This is a genomic window from Lutibacter aestuarii (assembly GCF_042676885.1).
Classification (GTDB): Bacteria; Bacteroidota; Bacteroidia; order Flavobacteriales; family Flavobacteriaceae; genus Lutibacter; species Lutibacter aestuarii.
The window spans coordinates 1-15,263 of the sequence record NZ_JBHTIC010000002.1 but is presented as its reverse complement, the minus strand read 5'-3'; the positions used below and the strand labels follow the sequence as shown (position 1 = coordinate 15,263).

12 protein-coding genes are annotated in these 15,263 nt (G+C 27.5%); 4 read left to right on the top strand and 8 right to left on the bottom strand.

Annotation, left to right across the window (positions count from 1 at the left end):
• Nucleotides 1-2: 2 nt before the first annotated feature.
• The 7 genes from ACFQZW_RS00065 to ACFQZW_RS00035 are packed head-to-tail and all read right to left on the bottom strand — an operon-like array spanning nucleotide 3 to nucleotide 9,384.
• Nucleotides 3-1,265: a YaiO family outer membrane beta-barrel protein gene (locus ACFQZW_RS00065; protein WP_386781248.1), complete on the bottom strand. Its 1,263-nt coding sequence runs from the start codon at nucleotides 1,263-1,265 to the stop codon at nucleotides 3-5.
• Between the two features lies 1 nt (nucleotide 1,266).
• The gene (locus ACFQZW_RS00060; protein WP_386781247.1) at nucleotides 1,267-3,693 is read right to left on the bottom strand and encodes a sulfatase-like hydrolase/transferase; all 2,427 of its coding nucleotides are present in this window, start codon (nucleotides 3,691-3,693) and stop codon (nucleotides 1,267-1,269) included.
• 15 nt (nucleotides 3,694-3,708) lie between these two features.
• The gene (locus tag ACFQZW_RS00055) at nucleotides 3,709-5,136 is read right to left on the bottom strand and encodes a glycosyltransferase family 2 protein (protein WP_298264592.1); all 1,428 of its coding nucleotides are present in this window, start codon (nucleotides 5,134-5,136) and stop codon (nucleotides 3,709-3,711) included.
• A 2-nt stretch (nucleotides 5,137-5,138) separates the two neighbouring features.
• Entirely contained in the window at nucleotides 5,139-6,239 is a 1,101-nt protein-coding gene (locus ACFQZW_RS00050; RefSeq protein WP_298264591.1) for a HEAT repeat domain-containing protein, read from the bottom strand.
• A gap of 23 nt (nucleotides 6,240-6,262) precedes the next feature.
• Entirely contained in the window at nucleotides 6,263-6,631 is a 369-nt protein-coding gene (locus ACFQZW_RS00045) for a response regulator transcription factor (protein WP_386781246.1), read from the bottom strand.
• On the bottom strand, nucleotides 6,624-8,960 hold the full coding sequence (locus tag ACFQZW_RS00040) for a response regulator (RefSeq protein ID WP_386781245.1): 2,337 nt from the start codon (nucleotides 8,958-8,960) through the stop codon (nucleotides 6,624-6,626). The genes ACFQZW_RS00045 and ACFQZW_RS00040 overlap by 8 nt, the downstream gene beginning before the upstream one ends.
• A 34-nt stretch (nucleotides 8,961-8,994) precedes the next feature.
• Complete coding sequence (locus ACFQZW_RS00035; protein WP_298288883.1) at nucleotides 8,995-9,384, bottom strand: hypothetical protein; 390 nt, start codon at nucleotides 9,382-9,384, stop codon at nucleotides 8,995-8,997.
• A 156-nt stretch (nucleotides 9,385-9,540) separates the two neighbouring features.
• Between ACFQZW_RS00035 and ACFQZW_RS00030 the strand changes: the two genes are divergently transcribed.
• The 4 genes from ACFQZW_RS00030 to ACFQZW_RS00015 all read left to right on the top strand — a co-directional run bounded on the left by ACFQZW_RS00030 (nucleotide 9,541) and on the right by ACFQZW_RS00015 (nucleotide 13,463).
• Complete coding sequence (locus ACFQZW_RS00030) at nucleotides 9,541-10,851, top strand: dipeptidase (protein ID WP_386781244.1); 1,311 nt, start codon at nucleotides 9,541-9,543, stop codon at nucleotides 10,849-10,851.
• A 450-nt stretch (nucleotides 10,852-11,301) separates the two neighbouring features.
• Nucleotides 11,302-11,607 (top strand): hypothetical protein, encoded by a 306-nt coding sequence (locus ACFQZW_RS00025; protein WP_298264586.1) that lies wholly within the window; start codon nucleotides 11,302-11,304, stop codon nucleotides 11,605-11,607.
• Between the two features lie 71 nt (nucleotides 11,608-11,678).
• Complete coding sequence (locus ACFQZW_RS00020) at nucleotides 11,679-12,992, top strand: phosphoribosylamine--glycine ligase (RefSeq protein ID WP_298264585.1); 1,314 nt, start codon at nucleotides 11,679-11,681, stop codon at nucleotides 12,990-12,992.
• Nucleotides 12,993-13,013: 21 nt separating this feature from the next.
• Complete coding sequence (locus ACFQZW_RS00015) at nucleotides 13,014-13,463, top strand: GNAT family N-acetyltransferase (RefSeq protein ID WP_386781243.1); 450 nt, start codon at nucleotides 13,014-13,016, stop codon at nucleotides 13,461-13,463.
• Between the two features lie 16 nt (nucleotides 13,464-13,479).
• Here ACFQZW_RS00015 and ACFQZW_RS00010 read toward each other — a convergent pair.
• The coding region (locus ACFQZW_RS00010; RefSeq protein WP_386781242.1) for a T9SS type A sorting domain-containing protein at nucleotides 13,480-15,263 on the bottom strand (1,784 nt) is incomplete at its 5' end.

Here is a 15,263-nt window from a genome sequence, read left to right as displayed (position 1 = left end):
TGCTATTTAAATTTTAACTCCCAAGAAAGTGCTAATGAATATATCCAAAAATAGCTGCCTGGATTAAAACTAATTTCTTGATGAGCAACTCCAAATTTGGTTCCCCATGCATGTTGTTTATTTTTAGAAGTAAAATAATACCCTAAATTAATTTTTTGAGATTGTAACTTAATAATTTCTTCTTCTTCTCCATCAAATTTAAAACGATTAAATTCTGGTGAAAATCCGATTCCTGCTGCTATGCTAAAATAGTTATCAGCATCACTTCTATATTTACGATAATTTAAAGTACCTGAAACGCTTGACCCAGAGTCGCCTGGAGTTATGTATGGCCTGAAAGACCAATAACTATTTCCTGTATACCAACCTATAGAACCTGTATATATATTTGTTGTTGAAGAATATTTTAACGTTCTAATTCCTAATGACATTTCAAAACTATGCGGTAATGATTTGTGCAACTCTGCTCCAAATCGAACATCAGGATAAAGATATGAGTTTGAAAATCCAATATTTAAATAGGCATACAATCCTTTGGCTATTCTTGGGTATAAATCTACTTCAAATTGCGCTCCATTATCATTAAATCTTCTATTAAAATTAATTTTAGCAATAATACTTCCATACTTTGTAAGTCTTTTATATTTGAATGTATGATATTGCATTGGGTCAAAAACTTCAGAGTATAAATCTACCGATGAACTTATTCCTATTGCATTAAATCGTAGTACTTGATTTAAATTAGCTTTATAAGCTTTCCCTTTTTCGCTTTCTGGATTATTTTTTAAAATAGATTCTACTGTTTTTAAGGCATTTTCTGGGTTTTCTGAATTTTGTTCTGCTTTGGCTTTCAATAATAAAATTTCTTCATCCTTTGTGAAGTGTTTTAAAGCTTCATTTGCCATTTTTAAAGCGTTGTAAGGTGCATCTGACCATAACTCATTATTAATTGCAGCAACCCAAGTAGTTTTAATTTTAAGATCTCTATCTAAAATATATTTAAATTCTTGTTTTGCTTGTTTGTAATTTCCATCCCAAGAATAGGTGCTTGCTAAAAATGAACGGATGTCATGATAGTTAGGGTACTTGGTTAAAATTAATAATAACGAATCTTGAGCTTGTTTACGCTTTCCATTAAATGCTAGTTCTCTTGCAACCTCAAATGCCGTATCTGGGTTTCCTTTAAACTCTTTTTGTTGAGAAAATATTGATAAATTAATACTTAATAACAACACAAAAACTAATAATATCTTGAACTTTTTCATTTTAATTTAATGATTGTTTATAAGATTGATACGTAATATTTTCTGGATATAAATTAACTAAACTATCCATTATTTTAATTGCCTTATCAGTATTATTTAGCCTTTGATAAGCTTTTGCCAATTTAAAACTAATTTCACTATTATCTAACTCATTATTGTATGCTATTTTTGCGATTTCTATTGATTTTTCATCTTTCTCAGACCACCAATAAAGATCTAACAAGGCTAGGTAACAATCGTAATAATAAGGAGCTCTTTTTATTACATTTAATAATTCTTTTTCGGCCTCTTCATAGTTTCCTTCCCAGGCAAGTGTTCTACCTTTTAATGTTCTAGCATCTGCATGGTTTGGTAATTCATTTAAAATATAATCACACAATAAACGCGCTTTTATATATTTTTTATCAAATGCTAAATTTCTAGCTAAATTAAAAATTTCATCAAAATTTAAATCTTTTGTCAGTTTTTCAATTTCAGCAGTTTGTTCGCTTGTAAATTCTAATTTTGGCACTATATAAATATTTAGTGAATCTGGGAAAATTTTGTTTTGAGAAGTTACATAGGCATTTAATTTTTTAAATTCTGATAATGAATCTGATACTGTTTTTAACAGTTGGTCATCAATAATATTATTTAACCCCATATTTTCATTGATTTCATATAGTTTTTCATCTGATAATATATATTCTTTATATACAAAATCATTAATATTTCCTTTATACCTCATTAAAGGTATTTGGTGAATATTTCTAAATTGTTTGGCTGTATCTAAATTTTTACCCATCCAAGATATTTCATCCATTCTGGTAAATTTATAGTTATTCATTAAATAAGCGAGCAAACTAGGCGCTACATTAAAATGTGATGATATTGATTTAAATCTTTCAGCTTTTTTAAGCATTGGGCTGTAAATTAATAACGGAACATGAAATCTACATAATTTATCTTTTTGGGTTATTGGTATTAATCTATGATCTCCCGTAATTATAAAAATGGTATTATTAAACTCAGGTCTTTCTTTATAAGTTGTTATAAAATTCTTTATAGCGTCATCTGTATATAATAATGCTGCAAAAATTTCTTTATATGTATTTACCTCTTCATCCTCAATTTTTACATGATTACTTGAGTTTAAAATACTATCAATCTTAGTGAAATATTTTTCTTTAGAAGGAAATTCGAAAGGTTCATGGTTTGTTAATGTCATAAGTATATCTAACCTTGGTAGTTTTAAATTATCGAAAGTTTTCAAGGTTTTTTTAAACATTTCTTTATCTGGGAACCCCCAAGAAAATCCTCCTTCATTTTCTTTGGTACTTATATATTCATTTCCAAATTTACTTTTATCAATTACATTATCTATTCCATTGTATTCTAAAAAATTAATTTTTCTATCAAAACTAGAATTATCTCCTGAGTAAAATGAAGTAGTATAACCATTGGCTTTTAAAACACTAATTAGCGAAATATGAGAAGGTGTGTTTTTAAGTTCTAAAAAACCATTTTCACCAAAGGGAAGCGATCCCATAAGTGATGGCAAAACTCCAAAAGTTCTTCCAGTGGTACTTAAAAAATTCTCCCAGTAAAGAGATTTTGTTATTAGAGAGTCAATAAATGGTGTAAACCCACTATATTTATTATCATCCATAAATTCACTTCCTAAACCTTCAACTATTAAAAAAGCAATATTTGGTTTATCAACACCTGAGTTAAAAAAGGGAGATAAAACATCTGTTGTTTGGTTGTTAGGCTTAAGAAAAGGATAGTCATTCCTACTACTTAAATTATACGAATTTATTCTACTTTTTTCTCTTTGTACTCTAATAATATCCGTTGCCAAAAAGCTAATTTTATTTTTATAAGCATCTTCTGATAGTTTAGGAATTACTAGTTTAAAACTTCCTAAAAAAATTGCAAATACTAATAATAAAATTACAGATTGACTTTTATTTATACTTTTCTTTAATAAATAATAACTAACAATAAATAATACTGGAAATATAAAAATTTGGATACTTGATAATATTGATACTTCTTTTGAAGTAGCAACAGTAAGTTTAATATCATTGAATGAATAACCTAGTAAATCTCCTCCTAAATTTAATAAAGTGGTTAAACTATATTTAACAAGAGCATACTGAGAAATTACAACAATTATAAATATTATTTTAAAAAATAGTATTCCTGTACGTTTAAATAAAAAACTAATTAATAGCTGAAAAGGTAATAGTATCAATCCAATTATCAATCCTGTCCAAAAATCATTTATAAATTTAAAGGCTATATGCGTTCCAATATTTGAAATTTCGATTCCATTTGAAATTGTCATATAAACCTCATATAAACTTAACATCCAAAAGGTTACAATTAATGAAAGAATTAAATAAATATTTTTATTTACACCTTTTGTTAAAATTTCAAATCTCATTTGTAATTGTATAATTTAATTTGATAATCCTTTTCTTTTCATTTCTCCCCATTTTAATTTTTTATTGAAATAGTAATCTATATTGCCTTTAATGGCAGCGTATAAAATTGCAGGATGTAAAATGAATGGCTCTAAAAATGTAGCCACTATTAATTTAAAACCCGTTTTTTTCTTTTTATATTGATGATAGGTTAATTCTTCTGAAAGGATAGCAACGATAGTAAAAAAAACTGAAAATAAATATGCTAAAATAAAAAATGCAAAAGCATAATCCCAACGTACATTTTTAAGCGTTATTAATATGATAAAATAAATAATTCCTACCACCTCAATAATTGGTGCTAAACGCTCATAAAAAAACCAGTAAGGATAACTAAGCATCCCCAAGAGGTTGTATTTTGGATTAAAACCAATTTTTCTGTGTTTTTTTAGTACTTCAATAGTTCCTCTTGTCCATCTATTTCTTTGAGAAATTAAAATTTTATAATTATCTGGAGCTTCTGTCCAACATAAAGGGTCAGGGATATAAGCAACTTTATAGTTCACTTTTTGTTCTTCCATATGTCTTCTCATTCGAACAATAATTTCCATATCTTCCCCTACAGTACTAGTATCATATCCTCCAACAGCAATGGCAGATTTTTTTTCAAACATACCAAATGCACCTGAAATTACTAATAACCCATTTAATCTACTCCAGGCCATTCTACCTAACAAAAACGATCTTAAGTATTCTAAAATTTGTGAAATTTCAATAAATTTTTTAGGCAAATTAACGTCTAACAATTTTCCTTCTTTTATGGTACAAGAATTTGCAATTCTAATAACTCCACCTGAAGCTATTACTTTAGAATCTGTAACTTCTAAAAATGGTTTAATCATTTTTTGAAGCGAATCTTCTAACAGTAAACAATCTACATCTATGCAAACAACATACTGATTGTTCGAAATATTTAACCCAAAATTTAAAGCGTCTGCTTTTCCTCCATTTTCTTTATCAATAACTATTAATTTTTCAAATGCTGGATTGGTAGATTTAAAAATTCCATTTCTAAGCGGTTGAGTTTTAATTTGAGGATTGATTAAATAGTCAATTTTTACCAAATCGTAGGCTTCAATAAGTTTTTCTAAACTATCATCTTTACTTCCATCATTAACCACAATTACATCGTAATTTACATAGTGATTTGAGAGCAATGATCGAACATTTTCAACAATATTTAAGCTTTCATTATAGGCAGGAGCTATAATTGAAATAGAAGGTGAAATATTTGAAGATAAAATTTCATTATAATTAACAAAGCTATTTTTTTTCATATAATGAAATGATTCAATAGCTGAAATTATTGCCAATAAAATATAAGATACTACAACAGAGAAGGCATAAATAAAAAATAAATAATGTATTATTAAGAGAATGATTCTTACCGTATTACTATCCATAATTAATTGTTTTCCAAATAGTTAAATATTAACTTATCCTCATCATTGGTTGCTTTATTTTTTAAATCTAGTAATTTTTTATTATTTAAACGTTTTAAAATTTTTAACGCTAAAACTCTCACTTGAAAATTAACGTGCTTTGTGTTATGCACTATAAATTCTTCATCTGTTATCTCAACTGTATTTTCTAGCATTTGAAAAAAGGCTATTTGCTCATCTTCACTGCTATTTTTGAAATTATTTTTTAGTATTTTCTTAGCTTCATTTACTTGAAAATAATTAAGAACCTCAATAGTTTTTAACCTTATTATTTTACTTTGATGATTTAATAATTCTAAAAGGGTATCAATTATTTGAAATTGATTGTAAATTTTGGCTAATTTTAAGCTAAACAAAACCACGGACTCATTACTTGATTTTAACCAAGGAGTGATGTCAGAAATTTCTTGATCATCAAATTTTTGAAGTATTTCTAATAGTTGTATTTGATTCCATTCAGAAATGGGAGATTTTAACGTATTTAAAAAATCTAACCCTTTGAAGTGAAATAAACTAACAAAATATAGTTGAACCTCATTTCTAACTTCTTGTTTTGGATGATTTTCATGTTTTTTTACCTGTTCAAATACATTGGTTATTTCAAAAAGGTTTAATTCTTTAATTCCAGCAGTAATTACATACCATTTATTGCTTTTAAGTTTTGTAATGGAATGATTGATAAGATTTGTTTTAATGTATAAATTATTAATTGAATCAGCCATTTCCCCAGAAATGTCATTTTTTAATTTAGACATTACCGAAATAAATATTTTTCTTTTAAACTTGTTTGTAATACAAGTTTTCATTTTATCAACTATTATTTGTTGTTCCTCATTAATTTCTTCTTCCGTTTGAGAATATAAAAAATTAATGAGATTGGCTTCATATTCAGTGAAGAGCTTTTTTGATATGGTTTCTTTTTTTCTTAAATACCCTCTTAAATATTTAAGGTAAAAAATTAGAAGAATAATGAAAATAATTAAAAACCCTATCAAAATCCAAACGACTTTTACCAACAATGGCAGTTGTTCTAAATACGTTAAAAGATGTTGAAAATCGATCATTATAATCTTAAAATTAAAATAAATTATGCTAAAAGTCGCTTAACTCTTATCACCAATTCATTTGGGCTAAAAGGCTTTCCCATAAAATCATTAGCCCCCAAATTAAATGCTTTTAAAACCATTTCTTCTTGACCTGCAGCTGAAAAAACAATAATTGGTGTTTGAACTTTCAGCTTATTTCTTACATGACTAATTACTTCAAGGCCACTTATAAACGGCATCATAATATCTGTTAATATAAGCTGTGGTTCATGCGTTTCAATAAGCTCTATAGCTTCTTTACCATTTTCAGCTATTAAAAGTTCATAGCCTTCTTTTTCTAACCTAAATTTTAATAATAAAGAAAGGGTAGAATTATCTTCAGCTAAAACAACTTTTTTAAGATTATTCATGGTTTAATGATTTTAGTTCGTTTAAAAGCTCAACTTTAACAATTTTAAAAATTTCTTTGCACTTTTCAAAGAGTATTTCTACATCTTCTAAATTTGTTTCATTTTTAAACTTTGTGTCTAAAGAAAAAATTATTGGATCTAATTTTGCTATTCCAAACATACTAATATTAGGTTTAATTTTGTGTGTGGCAGCATGTAATTTTTCCCAATTTTTATTTTTAAACTCTATTTCAAATGTTTTTAAATATTCTTCAAAATCTTTTATAAAAATTTCAATTAATAAAATTAAGATAGAATCTTCATTTAATGACTCTTCTTTCAAAAATTTTAAATCTGTATATTTTTTATAGTTATTGTTTTTTGGAGTTACTTGAACTTCTTCTTTTTCCTTTTCTTTATCATGATTAGCTTTTACTACATTCCCATATTTTTTAAGGATATCAAATAGTTCGGTTGGCTTAAATGGTTTAAAAATATAATCTTCCATCCCATAATTCATAGCTCTATTAATTTCAGCATTGGAGGTGTAAGCTGTCATCGCTATAATTGGTATTTTGGAAGCTTTTTCTGAAATATCATTCTTAATTATTTTTGTAGCTTCAAAACCATCCATTACAGGCATTTGAATATCCATTAAAATAATGTCAAAATCCTCTTTTTGTGTTAGCTTAACTCCTTCTATCCCATTGTTAGCAATGGCAACTTTACATCCCCATTTTTCTAATCTAATTTTAGCTAACAACTGATTGGTTTTATTATCTTCAACTAATAATACCTTTAAATCTAACTGTTGTTCTTGCGAATGATTTAAATTTAATTTATCATCACTTACTTGTTTTGAAATTTGCTTTAATGGCAAGGTTAATTTAAATACACTTCCTTTTCCAAAAACACTTTCAACTTTAATAGTTCCTTTTAAAAGGCTTACTAATTTTTTTACAATGGCTAACCCAAGCCCAGTCCCTCCATATATTCTTGAAGTATCACTCTTTGCTTGTGTAAAAGCTCCAAAAACAGTGTTTATTTTATTGGAAACGATACCTATTCCTGTATCCTTAATTTCAAAATAAACATTTCTAATCTTACCTTCTTCTTGTAATGGTTTAACCGTTAGAATTACGGATCCTTCGTTGGTAAATTTTACAGCATTACCAATTAAGTTAAGTAAAATTTGCCCAATTTTAGTAGGGTCTGATTTAACTTGAGTAGGTGTTCCGTTTTCAATTATTAAATTTAAATTTATTCCTTTTTCATCGGCTTTTATTTTCATTAATTTCACAACTTCTTTTACTTTGTTGTGCAAATTGAAAGGAATTTCTTCAATTGTTAATTTATTTGATTCTAATTTAGAAAGGTCTAAAACATTATTGATTAATGAAAGTAAAATATTACCCGAATTTTGCATTGTTTTTAAATACTCAATTTGTTCAGCACTTAAATTTGTTTCTAATAACAAGTCGGTAAAACCAATAACTGCGTTTAAAGGAGTTCTTATTTCATGACTCATATTGGCTAAAAATTCATTTTTAGCTTTTAAAGACTCTTCGGCAAATTCTTTGGCTTTTTTCAGTTCAATTTCAGTCAAATTTCTACTTGTAACATCTGTTCCTATTGATATATAGGTATTATTTACCCCTTTTGAAATTTGCCATTCTATCCATTTATAAGTTCCTTCTCTTGTTTTAATTTTTTGTCTAGAAAAGTTAGCATCTTTTTTCAGATCAAGAAATACTTCTTTATAAATAGAGTTTTTAATATAGTTTGCATTGTGTTCATTGTCATAGGTTACCTTCCACCATTTATCACCCATTATTTCATCAACAGCATAGCCAATCATTTTTGTTACTGAAGGAGATGCGAAAATCACATTTCCATCAATATCGGAAACTAAAACGATGCTATCAATACTATTAATTATAGTATCTGATTGCACCTTAATTTCTTCATTTTTTTTCCATTCAGTAATATCAACTCCTACAGAAACAAACCTATTATCTACTGTAAAAGAGTCTCTAAATTCAATCCATTTTAAACTTCCATCTTTGCATTTTAATTTTCTATCATATGGTTTGGGATTTGAAGTCTCCTTTTTTGCAATAGTTTTACATAATTTTTGCTTAAAAATTTGTCCTTCTTCTTTTGAAAAATAGGTTAAATCCCACCATTTATCACCCAATAAACTTTCAGGCTTAAATCCAATGATGCTTTCGGTAGCAGGAGAAACGTAGGTAATATTACCATTCTCATCACAAGAAACAGCAATTAAATTAATTTCATTTAATGATAAATCTACTGATTTCAGTTGCTCTATTTTTTTATTACTATTCAAAGTTTAATTTGGGGTTAAATAATTTTAAAGAAAACTAAAGCATTGTAACTCCTAAAATAATAGAGCCAACTCCCACTAAAATTCCAAAAAAACCAAAAAAGTTTGAAGACTTTTTATTTACTCTTTGTACATCTTGCACTTGTTCATTCAAAAGCGCTGTTTCAACTTTCTTTCCATCTACTGTGCTAATTCCATAGTATTGATTATTTTGAATAATAATACTTTCGTAAATATATTCATCTCCATTTAACATGGTTACTTTAACATAACCTTCCTCTTCACTTAAAGCCGCCTGATTTAATGTTGTAGGGCTTTTATACACCTTACAACTCTGTATAAAAAAAGTTAAAAACAACAGTGTTATTAAAATTTTAAAGTTAGTTTTAATTAAAGTTTTTAAGTGTGGCATTTTAAAAATTTGCATTAGTTATTAAGTTTACAAGTTACATTTAATTTTGTAAAAATCAACAACTCTTTTTTTAAGAAAAATTAAATGTAAACCCCTAAAATATTACAATTAGAAATAAATTTCCATAAATTATTTTAAAATACTTATTTTTAAACTCTTAAAAATAAAAAAATGAATAAATATTTGCTATTATTTTCTTTAATATTATTAAATGTTTCTTGTAAAAATGAAAAAAAAGAAATTGTGAAACCTACTGAAGAAACTCCTAACTTGCTTACTATAGCAACTAAAATTCATGAAAAAGTTTTAACTATTGATACTCATAACGATATCAATATCAAAAATTTTACAGATAGTCTTAATTATACTCAAGAACTAGACAATCAGGTAAACTTACCAAAAATGAAAAAAGGAGGGCTTGATGTTTCATGGTTTATTGTTTATACGGGTCAAGGTGAATTAAATAAAGAAGGTTATGACAATGCATACAAAAATGCCATTTCTAAATTTAATGCCATCCATAAATTAACAAATGAACTGGCGCCAAATGAAATTGAATTGGCTACAACTTCAAAAGATGTGAAAGAAATTCATAAAAAAGGCAAAAAAGTTGCTATGATTGGTATAGAAAATGGTTACCCCATTGGAACAGATATTAGCAGAGTTAAAGAATTTTATGATTTAGGTGCTCGCTATATGTCGTTAAGTCATAATGGACATAGTCAGTTATGTGATTCAAATACTGGAGAAGAAGATAATGTTTGGTTACATAATGGTGTTAGTAAATTAGGTGAAAAAGTAATTACTGAAATGAATAAATGGGGAATGATGATTGATGTTTCTCACCCTTCAAAAGAAGCAATGCGAGATATGATAAGATTATCCAAAGCTCCTATTATTGCTTCTCATTCATCAGCAAGAGCCTTGTGTAATCACAGTAGAAATTTAGATGATGAACAATTAAAATGGCTAAAACAAAATGGGGGCGTTGTTCAAACGGTAGCATTTGGCACCTATGTTAATTCAGAAAAAAACAAAAAATTTAACGATGCTACTAAATCTATTTTAAATGAAATTGCGAGCGATCATAACTTTAAAATTATACCTTGGAGTGATGTTAGAAAAATGGAAAAAGAAGCCCGTGAAATATATTTCAATAAGTATACTGAAATTAGAAAACTTGCAAAACCAAGAATGAAAGAAGTTTATAACATTGCTAAACCTGTGGATGTTTCAGATTTTGTAAATCACATAGATTATTTAGTGAATAAAATTGGAATAAATCATGTTGGTATTAGTTCCGATTTTGATGGTGGAGGTGGTGTTGAAGGATGGAATGATGCTTCTGAGACTCTAAATGTAACAATTGAATTGGTAAAAAGAGGTTATACTGAAGAAGAAATAGCTAAACTTTGGGGAGAAAATTTATTACGCGTTCTTGACGAAGTTCAAAAAATAGCTAAAGAAATTCAGCAGCTATAACCTACTATATATCAATAACTAACACTTGTTAAATTTCTTTAAAATATTGTAAAAATATTTTTAAAACCTATTTGTTTTTAAATTATCTTTGTGTTGTTCAATTGCTATTTTAGCATGTTGATTTAAAACGTGAAAACAATTTTCAGATTTGGTTTTTTGAAAATTCAGAAGTTATTTTCAAAAATTATTTTCGGTGTAAAATGCCAAATCATACAGTTAACTTCTATCCAAAAATACACTTCAACTCATTTGAGCTTTGCTAATGTATTAACTTTTTCTAAGTTTAACTTTATAACTTTTCTAGCTAAATAAATTTTTTATCTCTCATCCTAGAACTAGAGTTGAAAGCATATCCTAATGATGTGTAAAGTAAGCTCAAGAATTATTAAATCTTATAATTCAAAATTAATTTACAACTTATTTTATTACCCTAATTTAAAATTAAAAACAATGAAAACACTCTTAACAATAGTTGCATTTATTTCATTAATTACAGTAAAAAATACACAAGACAATTTAACTGTAAAAGCTGCTTTTGACGGATTTGAAGAGGGCTATTATTACTTTTCAGATACAGATGACAATACTTATAGTTTTGAAGAAATTAACGAAGAAACTAGTAAAAAATACAATCTAACAGAAGAAAAATATATTGGTAAAAATTTTAAAATAACCTATAAAATTGTAACAAAGACCGATGAATATGATGAAGAATATGAGGCCTATGTTATTGTTAATTTAGAAATGGAAGAATAATTTAATGGGAGTTAAACCTCCCATTTTTTATATTCTTAAAAAATAATCAAATGAAGTTAAAAAATAAGTAGGTGAAAAAAACTACACATCAATTAAAAATAGGAAACTCTAAAAGAAATTTTTTATTTATATCTCGTTGGGGTGAATCTTTAGATATTGCTTATACTACACAGCAAGAAGGTAATTCTGTAAAATTATTTATTGAAGACAAACCCTCAAAAGAAATTGGGCATGGTTTTGTTCAAAAAGTTCAAGATTGGAAAAAACATCTTCAATGGGCTGATATTGTAGTATTTGATTATACTGGATATGGTGAAATTTGTGAAGAATTGAGAGCTGCAAAAAAAATTGTTTTTGGAGGTTCTCAATATACAGACTCTTTAGAACTCGATAGAAACTTTGGACAAAATGAACTTAAAAAACATAAGGTAAAAGTACTTCCTTCAAAAGAGTTTCAAAATTTTGAAGATGCCATTAAGTACATCAAACAAAACCCAGATATGTATGTTATTAAACCTTGCGGAGAAATTCAAGAATTAAAACAATTATTATTTGTTGGCAACGATGAATCTGGGCTAGATGTAATTAGGGTTTTACAAGCATATGAAAAATCTTGGGGAAATAACTTTGGGAAATTTCAACTCCAACGTAAAGTAAAAGGAGTGGAGGTTTCTGTTTCAGCATTTTTTAATGGAAAAGAATTTTTGTTACCATTAAACATTACTTTTGAACATAAAAAATTGTTTCCTAAAGAATTGGGAGTCTCTACTGGAGAAATGGGTACTAGCATGTTTTGGGTAAAAAGCTCTCCAATTTTTGAAGCAACCTTAAAGAAATTTGAAAAAACTTTAGAGAAAAATCATTTTATTGGGCATATTGACCTTAATTGTATTGTTAATGGCAATGGCATTTACCCTTTAGAGTTTACTTCTAGGTTTGGGTTTCCTCAAATATTTATTCAACGAGCTGGTATAAATGAGCCTATTGGTAATTTGCTTTATAAAATTGCGAATGGAGAAAAATTTACTATCAACGTAAAAAAAGGATTTCAAATTGGTGCTTTTATTGTAGTTCCTCCTTTTCCTTTTGAAGACAAAAAAACATTCAATTTATTTTCAAAAGATTCTGTAGTTATTTTTAAAAAAGAATTAAAAGAAGGTGTGCATCCAATGCATTTAAAAAATATTAATGATGAATGGTTAATTACAGGTAATACTGGCATTGCTTTATTAATTTCTGGTACTGGAACAACTATGAAAGACGCTCAAAAAATGATGTATAACAGGATCAATAATATTATTGTAAACAACAGTTATTACAGAACTGACATTGGAGATAGATGGTTTGAAGATTCTGATAAACTTTGGTCTTGGGGCTTGCTTTAATTTTAGTTTAAATTAATTAAAATGATTCCAAAATTTTATAAAATAAATAATCCAATACCATTTTTTAACATTTTACCCAAAGAGTGGCAAAATTTAATTGTTCCTTATTGGTCAATTTTTAAAAATTCTGCTACAATTTATGTTTTAAAAGAAAACAATACTATTGTAGCTGGGGGCATTGTTTTTTCAAAAAACCATCCTCATAAAAACGAATTTGAAATTTCAAACGATTATTTATACAAACTCAGTTATTTTTATATTGGTTATGTATGGGTAATTCCTTCTAAACGAAATCAACAATTGGCATCAAAATGGTTGTTAAATTTAAAAACCAAGCATCCAAAACAAAAGTATTGGCTTACAATTGAAGAATTTTCATTAGCTTCTTTTTATAAAAAAAATGGATTTGAACTTCTAAAAGAAAGTTCAAATCCATTTTTAAAAGAGTGGTTATTAACCTATATTCCTTAATTTTTTATAATATCCTTTATTCTACAACAATTTTTTTAGTTATTGCTCCATTAGTAGTGGCTATTTTAACAATATAAACACCTGCAGCTTCATTTAATGGCAACGAAAACCTTCTATTGGAAAATTCAGAATTCCAATTTTTTATATGTTGTCCTAAATAGTTGAATAGGGTAATTCCTTTGATATCTGTGTCTACTATTTTATTAAATTCTAATTCTGAAATGGCATTATTCATGTACACATATATCCCTTTTTCTAAAGAAATTTCATCCAATCTTTTTAACCTTGGTTGGAACACTAACTTAAATCTATCTGAATAAATACCTGCTTCTAATTCAATTTCAAATGGTTGATTTGTTATTTCAAAGGTCTCACCTGTTGAAGCATCTTTTATGTATAATGATGTTTCTTCTACATTCTTCAACTCATCAACCTCAATTGAAATTTTACCGCCTTCGATTAACTGAATTCCAATTGGAAACTCTTTATCGATAGATATATTATTTGTTCCTTGAATCACAAATTCTTTATCATCTATTAACCAATACATATCATCTGAATTTATTCTATAAATTTGAGCATCATACCCAAAATCAATTTCATCAGAAGCATTCTCATCAATTGTCAATAACAATTGTCTATGGGTTTGTTTAGTTCCATTAAACCCTATTCTAAATTTTTTCCTTGTATCCTCTATGTTTCCTATTTGACTAAGTTGTTTTGAGTTAGTATTAGATGATTTCATAAAAATTGAACTTCCACTTCCTTCGGTTTGAAATATTCTTTGATTATTATTGAATAAAACTTGTTGATTAACCCCATCATTACCTTGAATAAAAAATCCTTGACCAACTGCTATATACCGCTCAGGAACTTTTGTTCCGTCTGGTGCTGTAGGGTCATTGATTGGATGAACTGTTGCTGGTGCTCCTCCAGACAAATTATACGTTGCAAAACCTGCTTGGTAATCTAATAAATAATGTGAATCACCTCCATAATGATCCCAAAAATATAACGCTCCAGTAATTGAACCAACATTATCTGTTATAAACTGATTAGCATCAATAGCTGAAGGATATGGATTCCCAATTAAATAATCATTATCACCACTAACTGTTAATTCAATATCTCCATTATTTGGCCTACCAACAAACACATAGTTTTGATCTATTGACCCCACACCTCCTGTTCCTTTCATTAAGAAGCCTTCTCCAACTTTTAAAATTGAATTGCTTCCTGCTCGTAACCAACTGTAATAATCGTCATGTGTAAAATTGGTATAAACATATAACCAATAATTTGAAATTTGTATTGGATCGGTATTTTGTCCATCCAAACCTCCAATAAATGTAATTTTCTTTGGGTTTAAAGGTGTTGTTCCATCTCGTAAAACCCCCCAAATATTATAAGTGTTGTTTCCTGGAATTGAATAAGTACTTCCATTAAATATTTGCTGTACTGGAGATGACCAATCATTATATCTGAATTTATTTCCATCTCCCTGTTGATCTCTTTCTATATAACCTGAACTAGCTGCGTCTAAAATACTTTCACTAAATTGAGTAGGTGTATATCTTTTTTGTATTAATTGAGATTCTCCTTCCAAATCAATAATTCCATCTAACTTTAAATAATGGGAAATATACAATCCATACCCCGTTCCTGAACTTGTTGAACTAGAACCCAAGGTAGTTGTTCCATCCATTTGTAATTCTTCGCTTTCAACTAATAAGCCTAATAACTTTAGATCTCTAGAAGCATTTATTGTATGGTTGGTTTTCACTATATTCCAATCTATTG